The following is a 20393-nucleotide window of genomic DNA, read 5'->3' as shown; positions in this document are numbered from 1 at the left end:
TTGTTTCCCTGTTGATGATGAAGGCCGGTTGATCCGGCTTATTCGGCGGCGAATGGGCGGGGTTGCAGCGGCGGGCGCACGTCGTCCGGGATCGGGCAGACATAGGGGTCGGCCGCCAGCCGGTCGGCATGGTCGCGCCGGGCGCGGGCCAGAAGGTCGGCGTCGGTCATCAGGCGGCGGGCCACCGCGCCCATGATCTTGGCGGCATAGGTCATGCCCTTGTGCGCGGCGGGGGATTTGCCCTGCGCGGTGATCTGCCAGCTGTGCGCCGGTGTGCCGATGGCCACGGTGGACACGCGGGCCTGCACCAGCGGCACCTTCCACGACACGTCGGCCACGTCGGTCGATCCCATCATCTTGGCGCCCCGGTTCGCCATCGGCACGACGTAATCGCACAGCGCCTCGTCCGTCCGCACCTTCAGGCCGTTGGCCTTGTAGCAGGCGGCGATGTCCTCGGCGTTCAGCGTCTTCTGGATCTCGGCGGCATAGGCGCGGTCGGCCTCGTCGAAATCGACGCCACCCAGATCGTCCATCGCGGCCTGCATCGCCTCCTCCAGCGGGGTGTTGCCCAGCATGTTGGACACGGCGGACATGATGGAGATGTCGACCTGCGTTTCGGTCATCATCGCCGCGCCGTTCGCGATCTTCTTCACCCGTTCGTTCAGCGCCAGCATCCCGGCCAGGGTGGTGGAGCGGATGGCATAGCGGACCTTGGTGCGCGCCTGCACCACATTGGGCGCGGTGCCGCCCGCATCCAGATAGGCGTAGTGGATGCGGCTTTCCTGCGGGACGTGCTCGCGCAGATAGTTCACGCCCACCGCCATCAGTTCGGCGGCGTCCAATGCGGAGCGGCCCAGATGCGGGGCGGCGGCGGCGTGGCTGGCGCGGCCGGTGAAGGTGAAATCCATGCGGGTGTTGGCCAAGCTCTCGGCCTCGTCCACCTTGGTCATCGTGGCGGGGTGCCATGTGATCGCGGCGTCCACGCCGTCGAACGCGCCGTCGCGCACCATGAAGGCCTTGGCCGCCCCCCCTTCCTCGGCCGGGCAGCCGTAGTAGCGCACGCGCCCCGGCGTGCCGGTGGCGGCCAGCCAATCCTTCAGCGCGCAGGCCGCCAGAAGTGCGGCCGACCCCAGAAGGTTGTGCCCGCAGCCATGGCCCGCGCCGCCCACCGTGTCGGGACGGGGTTCCGCGATGCCCGCGACCTGGCTCAGCCCCGGCAGGGCGTCGTATTCGCCAAGGATCGCGATGACCGGCCCGCCCGACCCCGCCTCGCCCATCACCGCGGTGGGAATGCCCGCCACCTCTTCGGTGACGGCAAAGCCCTTGTCGCGCAGCATCGCCGCATGTTCCGCGCAGGATCGGTATTCGGCATAAAGCAGTTCCGGCATCCCCCAGACGCGGTCGGCCAGACCGACGAGATCGTCGCGATGATCCTCGACATGGGACCAGATCGGATCGCTGTTTTGCATGGGTCGTTTCCCTGTGAACGTGATGTCTCCAGCGTTCGACAGGGGGGGGCGCGCTGTCCAATGACGAATCGTGACGAAACTATTCCACAGGGGAATTGGCAGCGGGGGTTGGCGCTGGCGCAGGGTAGGAAAGGGGGGGCGGATCCGAAGGTGAAAAAATGGGCGTGGGTGGTCACGCCTTCATCCCTTCATGGACCCGGTTTCACCGGGCGCGGAACGCCCCCGGTGCAAGATCGCCTTATTGCAGCAGGGGCAGGATCAGCCCTTGCGGCAGGCGCAGGGTCATGGCCCAGGTGATGCCCCAGATGAAGGCGACGGCCCCTGCGGTCAGCGCCGCGGCCAGAAGCGGGCGCGTTTTCCCGGCCACGATCAGGAAGGTCGGGAAGAACACCGCCATCGCCGGAATGAAGCCGATGATCCAGACCAGCGCCACCAGCGCGGCAAAGACGGCAAGATAGGTCTCCCGCCCCGACCAGCGCCCTTCCACCGCAGCGGTCGCGTCGTCGTCGTGGATTTCGGACACGCGCCCCTGCCGGATGCGGAAGGCCACCCCCACGGCCCCGGCCAGCGCCAGGATGCCGATGATCAGCGGGAAGATCATGCCGAGGAAGCTGAGGCCCACCGCCTCATAGATGCAGAAGGCCGCCACGACGATCAGCAACCCGGCAAAGGCCATCTGACGGCCGCGCGTCTGCTGATCGGTGACGTCGCTGTCCCCCTCGCTCGACACGCCCGCGCCAAAGCGCAGGCCGAGGAACACCGAAACCACGGTGATCAGCGCGATGATGATGACGCCGGGGCGCAGCATCCATTCGTTGCCATAGAATTGCACCGCCTGATACAGGTAGTTCTCTGCCCCTGCCGCCAGCACGAAGCCGATCAGCAGCGCCGGGCGGGGCCAGCCGAACCGGCGCATATAGACGCCCACGACCCCCATCACGATCAACGCCACCAGATCCTCCATCGAGCGGAAGGCCTGGAACGCCGCGAACATCGCGATCATCAGCATGAACGGGGCCAGCAGCACGAAGGGCACCTGCGTCAGCCGCGCGACATAGCGCGCGAGCATCACGCACAGACCCGCGCCGACGACGTTGGCCAAAGCCAGCGACCAGATGATCGTGTAGGTCAGGTCCAGACGGGTTTCGACCATGGTCACGCCGGGCTGGATGCCCAGAAGGACCATGCCGCCCAGAAACACCGCCATCGCGCCCGAGCCTGGCACACCGAACAGAAGGGTGGGGACCAGCGCTCCGCCCTGACAGGCGTTGTTGGCCGATTCCGGTGCGATCACGCCGCGCACGTCGCCCTTGCCGAACTGGCTGCGGTCGCGGCTGGTCTGCACCACATGGCTGTAGGCGATCCAGTCCACCACCGCGCCGCCCAGGCCCGGAAGCGCGCCGATGACGCAGCCGAGGCTGGCGCAACGCGCGACCAGCCACGGATGGGACAGCACGTCGCGCAGCCCCTTCGTCCAGCCGCCGCCCAAGGGGGTGCTGTCGGAAATGGCGGTGCCGCGTTTCAGAAGGTCGATGATCTCGGGGATGGCGAACAGGCCCATCGCCACCACGACCAGCGGCACGCCGTCATAAAGATAGTCGATGCCCAACGTCATCCGCGCCTCGCCCGTGGCGGGGGCCGTGCCGATCGCGCCGATGACAAGACCCAGACCCGCCGCGGCGATGCCCTTGGTCAGGCTTCGCCCCGACAAGACGGCCACCATCGACAGGCCGAACAGGGTCAGCATGAACAGTTCGGCCGAGGAAAAACCAAGGACCAGCGGCCGCGCGATCACGATGGCGAAGGACAGAACAATCGCCCCGATGATCCCGCCCAGAAGCGAACTGGTGAAGGCGGCGGACAGCGCGCGCGCCGCCTCGCCGCGTTTGGCCATGGGGAACCCGTCCAGCACCGTCGCCTGACTGGCGCTGGATCCGGGAATGCCCATCATGACCGAGGTGAAGGTGTCGCCCGTGGGGATCACGGCCACCATGCCGATCAGCATCCCCAGGGCGGCCGTCGGCTCCATCCCGTAAAGGAAGGGGAGGAGGATCGACATCCCCGCGATCCCGCCCAGACCGGGCAGGATCCCCACGATCAGCCCGACCATCACGCCGAGCACCAGAAACGACAGGTGACCGACCGTCATCACCTGCCCAAGCGCGGAAAGCGCAACATCGAACATCGTCATCTCCCCCCTTTGTCGTCCACTCAGAAGCGGACGTTGTAATCTTCGGACAGCCAGTCGGTCAGGAAGGTGCGAATGTCCTCATCGACCGTCAGCGCGTTCTGAAGGGCGGTGTTGGCCTCCTCGCCGACAAGCTGGTCGTAAACGCCGATCTCTTCGCCCGCGCGTTCGCGGAAATCGGGCGCCTCGACGATCTTGTGCGCGGCGTCGGTATAGGCGGCCAGAACCTCCTCCGGCACGTCCTTGGGCAGCACGATCATCTTCTGCAGGGAATAGCCGGCGATCATCAGCGCCTTCCACGCCTCGAACGATTGCCCCTCGGGCGGCGCGCCCATGGCCTGTTCGTAGAATTCCACGAAGGTCGGCACATCGGGGAAGGACGGATCGCGGCTGACGTTGCCGTCGGCATCCACGACCCCCATGGAGAACAGCGGCACGGCCTTGCCGCTTTCCACCAGCGGCACAACGCTGTTGAGATAGGCCGACGCGGTCTGGAAATCGATCCCGGCCTCGCCCCGCTCGAACGCCAGACGGCCCGCGCCGCGGCTTTCCATGCCGAAGACCGGACGGATGTTCAGCTCCAGCATCTTCAGGGCCAGCAGGACCGGCATTTCCAGCGCGGTGGCACCCTGGCTTGCAAAGCGGATTTCCTGCGCGCGCAGGGTGTCGATCCCGTCCGCGCCGGTCACGCCGTATTTCGGATCGGCATAGACGACGCCGCCGGTGGGCGAGGCCAGAACCGCTGTCCAGTCGGCATAGTCGTAGCGCACGCGCGGATCGCCCAGGATCGCCGGATACTGGGTGGAGGCGGAGGTGCCGAGGATCGACAGACCGTCATCCGTCGCGCGCGCGTGGAACTGGTTCGCCCCGGTGATGGACCCGCCCCCCGGCACGTTCAGCACGATCACGGTGGGGTTGCCCGGCAGCGTCTGGCTCAGTTGCGGGGCAAAGAACCGCGCCCAGACGTCGGTGCCGCCGCCCACGCCGAACGGAATGGTCCATTCGACGGTTTCCCCCGCGAAATCCTGCGCCGTGGCGGACAGCGGCAGGGCGGCGGTCGCGCACAGCATCAGGGCGCGGATCGGTTTGAATAGGGTGGTCATCGTTCTCTCCTCCTCGGTAAATTCTCAGGCGACGTGGTCGCGGACATGGACAAAGCCGTCGAACAGGCGGCGCGCCGTGCGAATGACCATGGCGCGCGTGACCTCCCCCGTCGCGGGATCCTGCTCGATCTCCACCGGCGTTTCGCCGGAGGGATGGCGGATGACAAGCCGACGGCGGCCTTCGGCATCCGGTTCGGGCAGGTCCGCCAGATCATGCGCCACCGTTCCCGGCGTGCAGCAGGCCGACGCGATGCAGACCGCGCCGGTGATCGCGACCGCCGTATGGCAGGCGTGCGGCATGAAATACCGCGCGGTGATGGTTGCGCCATCCGTCGGGCGGGACAGCAGGATCGGCTTGGGGATGACCATATCCGTCACGTCCCCAAGGCCCATGCGGCGGCCCGATTCCAGCCGAACCCGCTCCAGCCGCGCCATGAAGTCGCGGTCGGCATCCAGATCGGCGGGCGTCTCCTGCCCGGTCTTGCCGAACGCCTCGGCGGGCGCCAGAAGGGCGGCCACCGCCATATCGAAATGCGTGACCTCGATCCCGTCCACGGTATCGCGCGCGGCGTCGGTGGGCAGAAGTTTGCCCGTCTTGGACCCTGCAGCATCCAGAAAGGCCAGACGCACGGGGGCCGCCGTGCCCGGCACGCCCGCGATGGCGGTGTCGCCCTCGTAATTGACGATGCCGCCGGGGGTCTGGACGATCGCCTGAATGCGCTTGCCGGTGTTGACGTTGAAAATGGTCAGAGTGGTTTCGGGGTCTGTGGCCGTGACCAGCCCCCGTTCGATCGCGAAGGGGCCGACAGCCGCCAGCATGTTGCCGCAGTTCGGGGCGGTATCGACCAGCGCCCGCGTGACGTTCACCTGCGCGAACAGGTAATCCACATCGGCATCGGGCCGCGCACTGCGCCCCACGATCGCCACCTTGCTGGTCAGCGGATTGCCCCCGCCGATCCCGTCGATCTGCAACGGGTGGCCCGATCCCATGGCCGAAACCAGGATCGCGTCGCGTTCGGTCGCATCGTCCGGCAGGTCGTCAGACAAAAAGAATGGGCCGCGCGACGTGCCGCCGCGCATCAGAACGCATGGAATCTTGCGCAAGATCGGTGTCCTCCGGCTTGAGGCCTCGGGGCCTCTGCTCTTCCCGAACCTGCTTGCCAGACGACGCGATATGAGGGAAATGCAACTATCGGAACGTTTATTGCGTGGTGTGCATGAATATCGACCTCGAGGATCTTCGCGCCTTCGTCGCCACGGCGGATACCCAAAGCTTTCGCGCGGCGGCGGACATCATCCACCTGTCCCAGCCCGCACTGACCCGCCGGATCCAGAAGCTGGAGGCGTCGTTGGGCGTGGCCCTGCTGGAACGCACCACGCGGCGGGTGTCCCTGACGGCCGTGGGGCGGGACTTCCTGCCCCGCGCGCGGCGCCTGCTGGACGATCTGGAAACCTCGCTTTTGTCCGTGCGCGAGATTGCGGCCAAGCGGTCGGGCCTGGTCAGCATCGCCTGCATTCCCACCGCCGCCTATTACTTCCTGCCCGAGGTGATGAGCGCGTTCACGAAGGACTATCCCTCCATCCGGTTTCGGATCGTGGATGTGGGCGCGAACGAGGTTCTGCAAAGCGTCCTGAACCGCGAGGTGGATTTCGGCATCACCCTTCTGGGGGCCGACGACCCGGACGTGGCCTTCGACCCCCTGGTGGAGGAGCCGTTCCTTCTGGCCTGCCGCCGCGACCATCCGCTGGCTGGGCGCGCCTCGGTCAGTTGGGACGAACTGGCCGATCACCGGTTCATCACCGTGGGGCGGACCAGCGGCAACCGGCTGATCATGGACCTTGCGCTGGCCAGGGCCGAGGTGCGCCCCCGCCCGTTCTTCGAGGTGCAGCACCTCTCGACCTCGCTGGGTCTGGTGGATGCGGGGCTGGGGGTGGCCGCGTTGCCCCGCATGTCCCTTCCGGGGGATCAGCATCCCACCATCGCGGCCATTCCGCTGGTCGCGCCCGAGGTCACGCGCACGGTGGGCATCGTGCGGGTGCCCGGCTCCTCCCGCTCTCCGGCGGCGGAGCAGTTCTATGGGATGCTGCTGTCGCGCTGGCAGGCGGAGGGGTGACGGGGGTCTTCAAGGATGGCGTCGCGCAGGGTTCCGACCGCAAGGGCAAGGTCGGCGGGGTCCATCCCCTCCTCGGGGCAATGGCTGCCGTTCCAGTTGCGGATGAACAGCATGGTCGCATCCCACCCGGCGGCGGCAAAGGCAGCCGCGTCGTGGCCCCCCCCCGACGGCATGGCCCGCAGGGTGCCCCCGGCGGCGCGGGACAGATCCTCCTGCCATGCCCGCGACAGGGCGACGGGGGTGGATCGGCTTTCCGCCCCCAGATCGAAACGGATGCCGGGGCGGGCGGCCTCGATCCGCGCCACATGATCCAGAAGGCGGCCATGCGCGCGCTCCAGCACCTCCTCCCGGTCGGACCGCAGGTCGACGCAAAACCCCGCCGCGCCCGGAACCTTGGCCATGGCGTGCTGCGGCCCGGCGGCGTCCACGATGCCGAAGGTCACGGCCAGATCGTCGCCCGCCGCCAGCATTTGGCCCCATTCGGCGTCCATCGCGTGCACCAGATCGGCCAGGGCGAACACGGCATCGGCCCGGTCCGCGCGCGGCGCGCCGCCCGAATGGGCCCAGATGCCTTGGATGCGCGCGGCGCGGTGGCGAAATCCGCCCCGCACGCCCGTCACGATGGCATGGCTTTCGCCCGCCTTGTGCAGGACCGGCCCCTGTTCGATGTGCAGTTCGACGAAGCGGGCGGGCGGGGGCGGGGCGGTTTGCAACGCGGCCTCGGGATCGAGGCCCAGATCGCGCATGTGGTCGGCCAGCGTGCGGCCCGTGTCGCTGCGCCGCACCTCCAGATCGGCGCGGGTCCAGCGGCCCAAGAGCGCCCGCGACCCAAGATAGGAGGCGGGAAACCAGACGCTCTCCTCGGCCCGGGTGACGGTCAGGACGATGTCCACCGGGGGCACGCGTCCGTCGGCCTTCAGGGCTGCGATCAGGGCCAGCCCCCCCGCCACCCCGGCCTGCCCGTCAAAGGCCCCGCCTTGCGCCACCGTGTCGAGGTGGGATCCCACATGGATCGCGGGGGCGGTGCGGTCCCGACCGGGCAGGCGGGCGAACAGGTTTCCGGCCGCGTCGCGGTGAACGGCAAGGCCCAGGGCGGTGGCCTCCTCGGCCACGACGTCATGGGCGGCGGTTTCCAGCGCGGAGTAGGAGGGCCGGGTCCAGCCCGCGCCGTCCCGGCCGATGGCGTTGATGCGCGCCAGAACGCGGTCGAGGGTGGTGCGGATGACGGTCATGCGGTCAGCGCGTCCAACGCGCCTGCATTGACGGTCGTGTCCGGGCGATGTCCGGCAAGGGCCGCGATCACATGATCGACCGCACGGGTCGCGACGCGGATCAACGCCTCGTCGGTGGTGGCGCCCAGATGCGGCGTGAACACCACCGGAAGGCCCGACAGCGGCCCGGTCGCCGCCCCGTGTTCATAGGTGTCGAGGCCCGCCGCCGCGATCCGCCCGCTGCGCAGCGCATCCGCCAGCGCCCGTTCATCCACCAGACCCTGACGCGCGGTGTTGACCAGAATGGCCCCGGCCTTCGTCACCGCAAAGCGGGCGGCGTTCATCATGTGATGCGTCTCGGGCCGCATCGGGGTGTGGAGCGAGATGAGATCGGCCTCGGCCAACCCCTCCTCAAGCCCGACGCGGGTATGGCCGCCGACATCCGTGGCGCGGGGGGAATGCACCAGAACCCGCATCCCGAAGGCCAGATCCAGCATCCGGCCCAGCTCGCGCCCGATGGCGCCCCAGCCGACGATGAGGGCGGTCTTTCCATGCAGTTCGGCAAAGCGCGCGCTTTCGCGAAAGCCCGGCCTGCCCGACCGTTCGGCCCGATCCCCGCCCGCGATTCCCCGCGCCGCCGCCAGCGCCAGACCAAGCGCCAGTTCCGCGACCGAGCGCGCATTGGCCCCCGGCACGTTGCAGACCACGATCCCCCGCTCCGACGCCGCCCCCTTGTCCACCGCGTCATGGCCCGTGCCATGGACCGAGATGACGCGCAGATGCGGGGCGGCGGCGATGGCCGTGTCGGACAGCCCCTTGTCGCGGGTGATCACGGCGGCGCACGGACCGATGGCCGCGGCCACATCCGCCATGTCGGGGCTGGGTGCGGCGACAGGTTCGATCCCGTGGGCGCGCAGGCGGGCCAGCCCTTCAGGATGGATGGGCTGAACAATAAGGCACTTCATGGCGATCCTTGCACGTTGGCGGAAACGGGGCGGCGGCGGGCGATGCAGACCCGCAGCGGGTGGAGCGTGCGGGCCAGCGCCCGGCAATGGGCGGCCCAGATATCCTCGGCCGCGTCGCGGGTGACGGGGGCGAACCGGAAGGTCGCGCCGGTGGGCAGTTGCGCAAGACGCGGCAGGTCCGCGCCGATCACGGTCGCCATCTTGGGATAGCCGCCGGTGGTCTGGCTTTCGGCCATCAGCACCAGCGGCTGGCCCGACCCCGGGATCTGCACCGATCCCGCGACGGTTCCGTCCGACACGATGTCGTGGCCGTGGCGCGCGGGCAGCGGATCGCCCGCCAGCGTCATCGCCATGCGGTCGCGCGCCGGGGCGACGGTGAAGGTCTGGGCGAAGAACCGCGCCACGACATCGGGGGCGAAAAGGTCGCTTTGCGGCCCGGGAACCGCGCGGATCACGCGGCCCGCCCGGTCCGGCAGTGGGCGGAAGGGCGCAAGGCAGGGCGCGCGCGGATCGAACGGGCCCAAGGGCAGATGCTGGCCCGCGCGCAACGTCCCGCCGCCCACGCCGGTGCGCAGATGGGTGGACCGCGATCCCAGCACCGGCGGCACGTCGATCCCGCCCGACACGGCCAGATAGCCCCAGACCGCATCCGGCATCGGCCCGAGGGTGAGGGTGGACCCCGCCTCCAGCCGATGGGCGCGGGCGGGGTCCATGTCCGCGCCGTCGATGCGCAGGGGGACGGTGCCGCCCACCGCGATCCGGCAGGCGACATGCGCGCGGAACGTGCCCCCGAACCCCGCGAATTCCAGCGCCGCCGCCGTGGGGGCGTTTCCGACAAGGACATTGGCCAGCGCATGGGCCGGGCGGTCCATCGGCCCGGCGGAGGAGATGCCGGCATGGCGCAGGCCGAACCGGCCCGCATCCTGCACGGTCAGCATCGGGCCGGGGGTCACGACCTCGATCATGCCGCGCCCTCGGCGGCCAGAAGGGGATCGCCGGCGGCGGCCCGTGCGGCCATGGCCGCGAAGGTGTCGGCGTCGATGGCGTGGAACCGCACGGTATCGCCCGCCGCGATCAGGATGGCCGGATCCTGGCCCGGATCGAACAGCCGGACGGGGGTGGCGCCCAGAAACCGCCATCCCGACGGACCGGCGACCGAACTGATGCTGGCCTGCTGCCCCCCGATCCCGACCGCGCCCGCCGGAATGCGCTGGCGCGGCACCTTCAGGCGGGGGGTGTGCAGGATGTCGGGCAGACCGCCCAGATAGGCGAAGCCGGGCGCAAAGCCGATCATGAACACCCGGAAGGCGACGGAGCCGTGCAGGGCGATCAGCTCCGGCACGGTCAGGCCCTTTTCCGCGGCAAGGTCGTGCAGGTCCATCCCCGCCTCTCCGCCGTAATGGACGGGAACGTTCCAGATCCGGCCCGGGGCGCTGTCCTCGGGCAGGGCGGTGGCCAAACCCTCCACGCGCCGTTCCAGATCGGCCCCCCGCAGGATCAGCGGGTCATAGCGGACAAGAAGCGCGCGGTAGGTCGGCACGCAATCGGTCACGCCGGGCAGGTCCGCATCCTTCAGCGCGCGGGCCAGGGCGATGACGCGGCGGTTGACGCCCGCGTCGATACGGTCCGCGAATTCGAAGCTTATGGCCTGATCGCCGCAGGGCAGGGCCCGGAATTGCGCCATGCCTATCGCCCCAACCACGCCAGAAACCGCGCTTTGACATGCGCGAAATGGACGGTCATCGCCGCGCGCGCCGCATCCGGGTCGCGCGCGGCGATCGCCTCCACCACCGCCAGATGTTCGCGCAGCTGATCGTCGAACCGGTCGTGCTGGCGGGTGATGGTGCAGCGCCGGGCAATGGCGCGCTGGCCCGCCAGTATCGCGGGCAGCGCGCGCAGGCGGGAGGCGTGGGCCACCGCGTCGTGAAACCGCGTGTCCATGTCCCAGAAGGGATCGAAGCCCTGATCCGCCCCGGTCAGGGCGGCCGCCATTTCGTCCCGCACGCGGGTCAGGGCGGGGGTCATGCCGAAGGTCGCCGCCCGCGCCGCCGCCGTGCCTTCGACGATCTGGCGCAGGGCCACGATTTCCAGCAGGTGATCGGCGCTGACCGAGCGGACCATCAGCGCGCCGTTCGACATGCGCCCGACCACGCCCTCCCGCTCCAGCCGGGTGATCGCGCTGCGCAGGGGGGTGCGGGACAGGCCCGCGTTCTCGGCCAGCGCGCGCTCGCTCAGGATCGTGTCGGCGGGGATGTCGCCGTTCAGGATCCCGCGCTTGAGGTGGTGATAGGCAAGCTGCGAGAGGGCGACCGGGGCGTCCACCGTCATGCGGGCCGTCCTTCGGGGCCGTGCGCCCGCACCTCGCGCATACGGGCTAGGATGGCGTCGCGGGCCCGTTCCAGATGCGCGCGCATCCGCGCGGCCGCCTCCGCCCCGTCGCCCGCGCGCAGGGCGTCCAGAATGCCCAGATGTTCCTCGCACCCCAACCGATAGCGGTCGGGCACCTGCGCATGGTCGAACATCGTCGTGCGGCGGCGCAGATCGGCGATGACCTCGGCCACCGCACGGTTGTTCGCGGCCCCGGCCAGCATCGCGTGGAAATCGTTGTCCACCGCCCACAGATCCTCGGCCGAGCGGGCGTCGAGAAGGGCGCGGACCCGCGCCTCCATCGCGTCCAGACGAGCGGCGGGCAGGCCGGTCGCCCCCTCGGCCGCGAAGGGTTCGAGGTCCAGCCGCAGGACGAAGATCCCCTCCACCTCGGCCGGGGTCAGATCGCCGACCCGCAGGATGCGCCCGTGGCGCAGGGCCAGCCCCTCGCTTTCGATCCGGGCGATCGCCTCGCGGACGGGGGTGCGCGACATGCCAAGGGCGGCGCCCAGCCGGGCCTCTTGCAGCGGTGCGCCCATGGGCAGGGTGCCGCGCAGGATCATGTCGGTGATCCGGCGATAGGCCTCGGCGGCCAGACCTCGGGACGGGGCGGGCATCGGTCAGCGGCCCGCCATCATGTTCGGGACGATCTCCACCAACCCGGGGAACACCGCGATCAGGACGACGAACGCGGCCAGGATCGCAAAGAACGGGGCGGTGGCGCGGGTGATGCGCCCGATGCTGTCCCCCGTCAGCCGCTGAATGACCGTCAGGTTGAAGCCGACGGGCGGCGATATCTGGGCCATCTCGATCACGATCACCACGAAAATCCCGAACCAGATCTTGCTATACCCCGCCGCCTCGATCAGCGGAAGGGTGATGGGCAAGGTCATGACGATGATGCCCAAACCCTCCATCACCATGCCCAGAAGGATATAGAACACCAGCAGCACAAGGATCAGCACGAAGGGCGACAGGCCCCAGCCGTCGATGGTGGCCGCGATATAGCGGGGCAGACCGAGATAGCCCATGGCCGTGGACAAAAACATCGCGCCCAGCATGATCAGCCCGATCATCGCGCAGCTGTCCGCCGCCGACCGCGCCGCCCCCAGAAGGCCGCGCAGATCAAGCGTGCGCTGCCAGAACCCGATGCCGATGGCGCCCGCAACCCCCACCGCCGCCGCCTCGGTCGGCGAGGCGATGCCGCCATACATCGACCCGATCACTACGAGGATGAGGACAAGGAGCGGGCCCAGATCCCGCAGCGCGCGGATCTTTTCGCGCAAGGTGGTGGGGGGCGGCGTCTCGCCCACCAGCGCAGGCGTCCGCCAGGCGCGGAACGCGATATATCCCATATAGGCGGCGGCGATCATGATCCCCGGCAGGATGCCCGCCATGAACAGGCGCAGGATCGATTCCTCGGCCATCACGCCATAGATGATCATGATGGTGGAGGGCGGGATCAGAAAGCCCAGCGTGCCGGCCCCCGCCAGCGATCCGGTGACCAGCGCGCGGTCGTATCCGCGGTCCAGCAGTTCCTTGGCCGTGATGCGCCCGACCATGGCCGTGGTGGCCGCCGACGATCCGCAGACCGAGGCGAATAGCGTGCAGCCCATGACGGTCAGGTGGTTCAGCCGCCCCGGAACGCGGCGCAGCCAGGGGGCGAGGCCGGTGAACAGCGCCTCGGCCAGACGGGTGCGGAACAGCACCTCGGCCATCAGGATGAACAAGGGCAGGGCCAGAAGTTCGGGCGAGGTCAGGGTGTTGAACGTCTGTTGCGCCAACAGCTTCTCGAACGGCATCGCCGGGCGGAACAGCATCAGAAGGGAGACGGCAACCGCCACCAGACCCAGCCCGATCCACACCCCGGCCCCAAGGAACAGACCCATGAACCCCAGAAGGGAGACTGCGACACCGCCCATCATTCCAACCCCTCGGACACGGCCAACCGTTCGCCGGACAGAACCCGCAGCACCTGGGCGGCCATCTGCAGGCACAAAAGCGCGGCCCCCAGCGTCAGAACCCCCTGCGGCACCACCAGCGGAATGCGCACCACACCGGGCGAGGTCGAGCCCCGCATCCCCGACAGCCACGCCATCTGCCCCAGGGCCCAGACCAGAAGCACGGTCACGGCCAGACCGATGACCCCCGCGGCCAGATCAAGCGCCCAGGCCGCGCGGGGGGGCAGAACCTCGGCCAGGGCGGTGACGCGCACATGGGTGCCCGCCCGCAACGCGCTGGCCGAGGCCAGAAGAAAGCAGGCCCCCATCAGATAGGCGGCGACATCCCACGAAAACGACACGGAAACCCCGGCAAGGTTGCGCATTACGATCTCTGCCCCCACGAAGCCGAAGATCGCCAGCAGGCACAGGGCCGACAGAAGGTTGCCGCCCGCCGTCAGCGCGTCGATCCCGCGCAGGATCGCCCGCGCGGGTGAGGGGGTGGAATGGATGATGTCGGTCGGCATGATGTCCCCCCGGTGTTCAGTGGGCGGGGCCGGACCGGCCCCGCGTTCGGATCAGTCGTCGCGCGCCGACAGATAGGCGTCGATCACCGGGGCCGCGTCCGGCACGCGGGCCTTGTAGGCGTCCCACAGCGGCATCGCCTTCTCCAGAAGCTCGGCCCGCAATTCGGGCGAGGGGGCGGTCACCGTCATCCCGTTTTCCTCCAGCACCGCGATCTTGGCGGCATCCTCGGCGCGGGAATTCAGCCAGAACTGCCCTTCCAGATCGGCGGCGGCGGCCTCGATCGCGGCCTGATCCTCCGGGTCCAGCGCGGACCATTCGTCCAGATTGACGGTCACGATGTTCGACGAGGCCTGCCAGTTGAACGTGCTCATGTTGTCCAGGAATTCCCAGAACGCCCCGTCCACGCCGGAGGAGGAGGAGGTGGTCACGCCGTTGATCGTCCCGGCGGCAAGCGAGGGGACCACCTCGCCCCAGGGCATCTGGACGGGGGCCGCGCCAAGGGCCGCAAAGAAATCGTGCCCGTTGGCATCCACCACCCGGATCTTCAGGCCCGAGATGTCGGCCAGCGTGTTGATCGGCCCGGGGGAATAGACGGCCTGCCCAGGCCAAGGCGTCATGTAAAGGAGCTTCTGGTTCATCTCTCCGGCGATCTTTTCGATCATCGGGCGATAGAATTTGTGCAGCAGCGCCAGATCCTGCGTCGTGGGGGCGAGGAAGGGCAGCGCCTCGACGCCAAGGGCCGGATTCTCGCCGACCTGCTGGCTCATCAAAATGTCGGCGATGGGCACGATGCCGTCGCGCACGGCGGCCATGCCCTCCGGCCCCTTGATCCCAAGCGCCCCGCCCGAATGAACGGTGATCTCAACATCCCCGTCCGTTACCTCGGCCACGCGCGCGGCAAAGGTCTGCGCGTTCTTGGTGTGGAAGTTGCCCTCCGGCCAGACGACGGACATGTCCCACGATGTCTGGGCCATGGCCGGCGCGGCCAGCGTCAGTGCGAAAAGTCCGGCAAGGACCGGGGTCGATTTCAATGCGTGCGTCATGTCCCATCCGCAAGTTTGGTGACCGAGATTCGGCGGTTTGAAAAACTTGATTTATCGGTATACCAGCCGTATCCGATTGACGCGGGCGGCGGGGGCAGGACCCCTGCCGGAACGACGATAAAGATGGATCATCAGGCAATTTCAGGTGATCTGCCCGCCAATTCATCAGGGAAGAAACGATATGCGGACAATCGACTTGAACTGCGACATGGGCGAAAGCTTCGGCGCCTGGACGATGGGGGACGATGCGGCGATGCTTGACATCGTCACCACGGCCAACATCGCCTGCGGGTTTCACGCGGGCGATCCGTCGGTCATGCGCCGGACGATCGCGATGGCCCGCGACAAGGGCGTGGCCGTGGGGGCGCACCCCTCCTTTGCCGACCTTTACGGTTTCGGGCGGCGGCGCATTTCCGGCGAACGGCCCGAGGATCTGGAGGCGCAGCTCATCTATCAGATCGCGGCCTTTCGCGGCATGGCCGAGGTGGAGGGCCACCCGATGACCCATGTGAAGACCCACGGCGCCCTTGGCAACATGGCGGCCGTGGACCCGGACCTTGCCGCCCTGTGCGCGCGCGCCGTCGCGGCGGTCGATCCGGGGCTGACCTTCGTCTCGCTCCCCTATTCCGAAACGTTCACGGCGGCGGAAAAGGCCGGGCTGCGCGTGGTGTGCGAAGTGTTTGCCGACCGCACCTATACAGACCGGGGCGAATTGACGCCGCGCAGCGTGGAGGGCGCGGTCATCCACGATCCGAACCAAAGCCGCGACCAGGTGCTGGAGATGGTGCTCAACAACCGCATTCCCACGACCGGCGGCAAGCATCTGCCGGTGGAGGCGGCCACGCTGTGCGTGCATGGCGACACGCCCGGCGCGGTGACGATGGCCCGCACTCTGCGCGCGGCCCTGACGGGCAACGGCGTGACGGTCGCGTCCTTCGCCGGGCGTCAGGCCTGATCGGGCACGGGGCTGACCAGCGCCGTGCCCGCCAGATGGGCGTCGATGTTGCGCTTCATCAGCGCGGCACTCATCCGTTGCACGTCCAGCGCCAGCCCCGCGATATGGGGCGACAGGATCACGTTGGGTTGGTCTCGCAGGTCGGCGGGAACGTCCGGCTCCTCCTCGAACACGTCCAGCGCCGCCCCCGCGATCCGGCCCGCGCTCAGGGCCGCCACCAGCGTCGGCGTGTGAATGATCGACCCCCGGCCAAGGTTCACCACATACCCCTCCGGCCCCAGCGCATCCAGCACCGCGTCCGACACGGCGTGATGGGTGGCCGGCCCCCCCGGCGCGGCGATGACCAGAACATCGACCGCCGCCGCCAGCCTGCGCAGATCGTCATGCCGCGCCCACGGCACATCCTTGGCCGAACGGCTGCAATAGGCGACCTCCATCCCGAACGCCTCCGCCAGCTTGGCCAGACGGATGCCGATCCCCCCCATGCCGAAAATCCCAAGCCGCCGCCCGGACAGAAGCGGAGTCATGCCGACATCGCCGCGCCAATCCCCGCGCCGAACCGACTGGTCGAAGGCGCAGATCTTGCGGACAAGGGCGATGATCAGACCCATGCCGTATTCGGCCACGGCGACGGCGTTCACCCCCGCCGCATGGGTGACGCCGACGCCCCGCGCCCGCGCCGCCGCTACGTCCACCGCCTCATACCCCGTCCCGACCGTGCTGATCAGCCCCAGGGCGGGAAGGGCGTCCATCTCGGCGGCCGTCAGGCCGACCGTGCCGTTCGTGACGACCGTCCGAATGCGCGCCCGGACATCGTCAGGCAGATCGTGCACCCCGTTCCAGGCGTCGTGAACCGTGAAATGCGGGGCAAGGTGATCGCGATAGACGGGGCCTTCCACGCGGAAAAGAATGTCGCAGGTCATAAAGGTCTCCGTTGTGCGGGGGCGGATGCGGGCCACGGCAAAGGGCCGACATGCGTGAAAGGATATCCCTCGGGTATGAGGCACGTCGCGTCGCGTCAAGGTGCGGTGTGGTGTTCGGGCAAAGGCCCCCGAAGGTCGCATTGTCACAAGATTGCGCATGACAGGTCACAAACATGTCAACTGAGGGGGCTAGGGGGGAGCGCGCATGGCCCCCCGGGTCTGCGCCTTGTCGAACCAAACTGGAAACATGCCCTTCATGACCTCCCCCCGCATTCTTCGGCTGACGACCGCCATCGCGCTCGTATCCGCCCTTCCCGTGGCCGTTTCGGCGCAGGAGGCGTATCTGAACACGGACGTTCCGTCCTTCATGCGCTTCGGCTTCACCAACGAACGCAACGACCCGCGTTATCTGACGGCAGAGACCAATGCGGGCGTCCGCCTGCTGGACGGGTTTCTGAAGGTCTGGGAACCCAGCTCCCCTTTCGTGGATGCTGCGAACCCGGTCGCGGGGGCGGACGGCCTTCCGGGCGTCGAGGCGGCGGATTGGACCGGCCTTCCGGGCGATGCGACGGACGGGCGCATCCTGAACCAGGCGTTCCACGATCACAACATCGCCTATTCCGCGATGCGCACCCGCACCCGCACCGCCGAGGACGAGATCGACGCCTATCTCGATGACCGCCGGGCCAAGGGCTACAGCGTCACCACCGGCCTTGGCCCGTTGCAGGACGCGTGGTTCCGCGGCACGAAACAGTTCACCACGATCACCGGGGTGCCCGCCGATGCGGGATCGGTGAAATACGACGATCAGGGCAACAACAACGGCATGTCCGACTGGGACGGCAACGCCGATCTTGGCCTTGCCGTCGAACTGGTGAACCGCGTCGGCTATCACGCCTCGTCCGAGCCGGGAAAACGTTATTACAAATACGCCCGGCCCTGGCGCTGGTCCGACACGGTCAAGGTTCAGGACAGCCTTCTGCCCGCCCGCAGCTCCACCCCCGAGCGCGACGGCGGCTTTCCCAGCGGACACACCGCCGAAGCGTTCCGCGATGCGCTCACCATCGCCTACATGGTGCCCCAGCGGTTTCAGGAGATGGTGACCCGCGCCTATTCCTTAGGCGATTCGCGCATCATCGCCGGGATGCATTCGCCGATGGACGTCATCAGCGGGCGGATGCTCGGCACCGCCTCCGCCGTTTATATGCTGAACCGCGAGGATGGCGACGACGGCTTCGACTGGGCCACCCTGAAACGCGACGCCCATGCGCAGGCGCAGGCATGGCTGATGAAGGAAACCGGATCGGCCACGGCATCGGATCTTTACGTCGCGGCGCATACGGGCGACCTGTCGGTGGACCGGTTCGCCGACCGTGCGGCGAACGCGGCCTATATCGCCGACAAGCTGACTTATGGCTTCGCCCCGATCAGCGACCAGACCGCCCCCGTCCACGTCCCCGAAGGGGCCGAGGTCCTTCTGGAAACGCGGATGCCCTATCTGACGGCGGATCAGCGCCGGATGGTGCTTGCCACGACCGCCTTGCCGGCGGGCCTGCCGGTGATGGATGACGAAGAAGGCTATGGCCGGCTGAACCTTTTCGCCGCCGCCGACGGCTTTGGGGCCTTCGACGGCGACGTGTCGGTCACGATGGATCGGGACCGCGACGGCTTTCACGCGTTCGATTCCTGGAACAACGACATCGGCGGCACGGGTGGTCTGACCAAGGACGGCACGGGCACCCTGATGCTGACCGGTCTCAACACCTATGCCGGGGATACGCGGGTGGCGGGCGGAACGCTGGTCGGATCCAGCGGGATGGCCTTCGGCGCGGGCGATGTCCGTGTCGACGCGGGTGCGGCGTTGATCGTGAACACGCTGGTCGCCAGCACGATGGCGAACGATCTGTCCGGCGCGGGCCGCTTCGACAAGCGTGGAGCCGGACACCTGACCTATGCGGGGCAGGGCGCGGCCTTCCGGGGCGCCACCGAGGTCACCGGCGGCACGCTGGCCGTGACCGGAACCCTGGGCGGCACGGTGGCGGTGGCCAAGGGCGGCACGCTTGCGGGGAACGGCAGGGTCGGCACGACCACCGTGCAGGCGGGCGGGCGTATGGGGCCCGGCACCTCGCTCGGGACGCTGACGGTGGACGGCGATCTGACGCTGGCCAAGGGCGCGATCTATGACATGGAATATGCCAGCACCGGCGTCTCCGACACCGCCGTCGTGCGCGGCACGGCCATGGTCGAAGGGGCCACGCTGAACGCCGTCGCCACGGACCGCACGGCAAGCTATCTGCACGGCCAAAGCTATGACGTGCTGACCGCGGACGCGGTGACGGGGCGGTTCGGAGACCTGCTCATCGATTCGGCCTTCATCAATTCGCGCCTGATCCATGATGCCACCGGCGTGACGCTGCGCCTGTCGACCCAAGGCGCGCGGTCCTTCACCGAGGCGGCCCGGACGGGCAACCAGCGCGCGGTCGCGGCGGCCCTGGACGATCTGGACCAGACCGCCGGGTCGGCCAGCCTCGCGCTCTACAACGCGGTCCTCTTCTCGGACGATGCGGGGGCGCGTCTGGCCTTCGACCAACTGTCCGCCGAGGATCACGCCAGCGCAGGCTCGGCCCTTCTGGCGATGTCCCACGTGCCGGGCGACACGGCGATGGACCGGCTGGCCGCCGACGGCCGCGGTGTCTGGGCGCAAGGCTATGGCACGCGGGCCCGGCTGGACGGTCGCGGGCCATCCTATGACACGACCGGGGGCGGTCTGTTCGTCGGGGCCGACGGGATGACCGACGATCGCGCGCGGATCGGCTTCATGATCGGGGTCGGCCAATCCTCGGTCGACCGCAAGGGATCGGACGCCTCGACCGATGTCGACAGCCTGCACATGGGCCTTTACGCCGGGACCGAGGTCGGGGCCGTCGCCCTGCGTGGCGGCATCGCCTACAGCCACAACCAACTTGAGACCGAGCGTTCGGTGGTCCTCGACGGGTTCTCGGACCGGCTCATGGCCGATTACGACGCGGATCTGACCCAGATCTTCGCCGAGGTCAGCACCGCCATGACCCGCACCCAGCGGGTGGAGCTTCGTCCCTTCGCCGCCCTGACCCATGCGATCCTGTCCACCGACAGCTTTGCCGAAACCGGCGGGGCCGCGGCCCTTCAGGTTCAGGGCGACACCTCCCGCGCGACCTTCGCCACCGTCGGTCTGCGCGCCAAGGGCGAGATCGACGCGCGCTCTGGCTGGAACGCCGAGGTCAGCTGGCAGCACGCCTTCGGCGACATCACGCCCGAACGCCGCGCGGCCTTCGCGGGCGGGGCCGACTTTGCCGTCAGCGGGGCGCCGATCGGCGAAAACTCCGCCCGCATCGCGCTTGGCACCGATCTGGCCATCAGCGAGACGGCGCGCGTCGGCATCGCCTATGACGGCCAATTCTCGGACGAACATACCGCGCATGTCCTTCGCGCGGACTTCCGGATGCGGTTCTGATCCACGGCCCCCCGGCCTTCGGGCCGGGGGGCACGTTCGGTGGCCTGAATTTCAGTGTCCGACGTGCAAACGCGCCCTCCCCGATGGGAAGGGC

At 68.7% G+C, this 20393-nt stretch carries 17 protein-coding genes; 3 read left to right on the top strand and 14 right to left on the bottom strand.

What is annotated here, in order from left to right; translation table 11 throughout:
• Positions 1–38 precede the first annotated feature (38 nt).
• The 4 genes from MU449_RS13680 to MU449_RS13665 all read right to left on the bottom strand — a co-directional run bounded on the left by MU449_RS13680 (position 39) and on the right by MU449_RS13665 (position 5864).
• Positions 39–1469: an amidohydrolase gene (locus MU449_RS13680; RefSeq protein ID WP_244739153.1), complete on the bottom strand. Its 1431-nt coding sequence runs from the start codon at positions 1467–1469 to the stop codon at positions 39–41.
• A gap of 238 nt (positions 1470–1707) precedes the next feature.
• Positions 1708–3654, bottom strand: a complete 1947-nt coding sequence (locus MU449_RS13675; RefSeq protein WP_425310709.1) for a tripartite tricarboxylate transporter permease — start codon at positions 3652–3654, stop codon at positions 1708–1710.
• Between the two features lie 26 nt (positions 3655–3680).
• Entirely contained in the window at positions 3681–4760 is a 1080-nt protein-coding gene (locus MU449_RS13670; RefSeq protein ID WP_244739151.1) for a Bug family tripartite tricarboxylate transporter substrate binding protein, read from the bottom strand.
• 24 nt (positions 4761–4784) lie between these two features.
• The gene (locus tag MU449_RS13665; RefSeq protein WP_244739150.1) at positions 4785–5864 is read right to left on the bottom strand and encodes a 4-oxalomesaconate tautomerase; all 1080 of its coding nucleotides are present in this window, start codon (positions 5862–5864) and stop codon (positions 4785–4787) included.
• A 113-nt stretch (positions 5865–5977) separates the two neighbouring features.
• Here MU449_RS13665 and MU449_RS13660 point away from each other — a divergent pair, with 113 nt between their 5' ends.
• Complete coding sequence (locus MU449_RS13660) at positions 5978–6874, top strand: LysR family transcriptional regulator (RefSeq protein WP_244739149.1); 897 nt, start codon at positions 5978–5980, stop codon at positions 6872–6874.
• On the opposite strand, the gene MU449_RS13655 is transcribed toward MU449_RS13660, so the two are convergent.
• Genes MU449_RS13655 through MU449_RS13615 form a run of 9 tightly spaced genes read right to left on the bottom strand, consistent with a single transcriptional unit; the run spans position 6835 to position 14928 of the window.
• Positions 6835–8106, bottom strand: a complete 1272-nt coding sequence (locus MU449_RS13655; protein ID WP_244739148.1) for a hydantoinase/carbamoylase family amidase — start codon at positions 8104–8106, stop codon at positions 6835–6837. The genes MU449_RS13660 and MU449_RS13655 overlap by 40 nt on opposite strands.
• On the bottom strand, positions 8103–9050 hold the full coding sequence (locus tag MU449_RS13650; RefSeq protein ID WP_244739147.1) for an NAD(P)-dependent oxidoreductase: 948 nt from the start codon (positions 9048–9050) through the stop codon (positions 8103–8105). The genes MU449_RS13655 and MU449_RS13650 overlap by 4 nt, the downstream gene beginning before the upstream one ends.
• Positions 9047–10015 (bottom strand): 5-oxoprolinase subunit C family protein, encoded by a 969-nt coding sequence (locus tag MU449_RS13645; protein ID WP_244739145.1) that lies wholly within the window; start codon positions 10013–10015, stop codon positions 9047–9049. Before MU449_RS13645 ends, MU449_RS13650 begins: the two co-directional genes overlap by 4 nt.
• A complete protein-coding gene (pxpB, locus tag MU449_RS13640) occupies positions 10012–10734 on the bottom strand; it encodes a 5-oxoprolinase subunit PxpB (RefSeq protein ID WP_244739144.1) in 723 nt (240 codons plus the stop codon). The genes MU449_RS13645 and pxpB overlap by 4 nt, the downstream gene beginning before the upstream one ends.
• Positions 10735–10736: 2 nt before the next feature.
• On the bottom strand, positions 10737–11378 hold the full coding sequence (locus MU449_RS13635) for a GntR family transcriptional regulator (protein WP_244739143.1): 642 nt from the start codon (positions 11376–11378) through the stop codon (positions 10737–10739).
• A complete protein-coding gene (locus tag MU449_RS13630) occupies positions 11375–12034 on the bottom strand; it encodes a GntR family transcriptional regulator (RefSeq protein WP_244739142.1) in 660 nt (219 codons plus the stop codon). The genes MU449_RS13635 and MU449_RS13630 overlap by 4 nt, the downstream gene beginning before the upstream one ends.
• A 3-nt stretch (positions 12035–12037) precedes the next feature.
• Entirely contained in the window at positions 12038–13339 is a 1302-nt protein-coding gene (locus MU449_RS13625) for a TRAP transporter large permease (RefSeq protein ID WP_342345664.1), read from the bottom strand.
• Positions 13339–13884, bottom strand: coding sequence for a TRAP transporter small permease subunit (locus MU449_RS13620; RefSeq protein ID WP_244739140.1), 546 nt, complete (start codon positions 13882–13884; stop codon positions 13339–13341). The genes MU449_RS13625 and MU449_RS13620 overlap by 1 nt, the downstream gene beginning before the upstream one ends.
• 51 nt (positions 13885–13935) lie before the next feature.
• Complete coding sequence (locus MU449_RS13615; RefSeq protein WP_244739139.1) at positions 13936–14928, bottom strand: TRAP transporter substrate-binding protein; 993 nt, start codon at positions 14926–14928, stop codon at positions 13936–13938.
• Between the two features lie 181 nt (positions 14929–15109).
• On the opposite strand from MU449_RS13615, the gene MU449_RS13610 reads away from it, so the two are divergent.
• Positions 15110–15883: a LamB/YcsF family protein gene (locus tag MU449_RS13610; RefSeq protein ID WP_244739138.1), complete on the top strand. Its 774-nt coding sequence runs from the start codon at positions 15110–15112 to the stop codon at positions 15881–15883.
• On the opposite strand, the gene MU449_RS13605 is transcribed toward MU449_RS13610, so the two are convergent.
• Positions 15874–16806, bottom strand: a complete 933-nt coding sequence (locus MU449_RS13605; protein ID WP_244739136.1) for an NAD(P)-dependent oxidoreductase — start codon at positions 16804–16806, stop codon at positions 15874–15876. The genes MU449_RS13610 and MU449_RS13605 overlap by 10 nt on opposite strands.
• Before the next feature lie 205 nt (positions 16807–17011).
• Between MU449_RS13605 and MU449_RS13600 the strand changes: the two genes are divergently transcribed.
• Positions 17012–20299: an autotransporter domain-containing protein gene (locus tag MU449_RS13600; protein ID WP_244739134.1), complete on the top strand. Its 3288-nt coding sequence runs from the start codon at positions 17012–17014 to the stop codon at positions 20297–20299.
• Positions 20300–20393: the final 94 nt, after the last annotated feature.

Source organism: Falsirhodobacter halotolerans, from assembly GCF_022899245.1.
Taxonomy (GTDB): Bacteria; Pseudomonadota; Alphaproteobacteria; order Rhodobacterales; family Rhodobacteraceae; genus Falsirhodobacter; species Falsirhodobacter halotolerans.
This window is presented reverse-complemented; position numbering and strand designations above follow the sequence as displayed.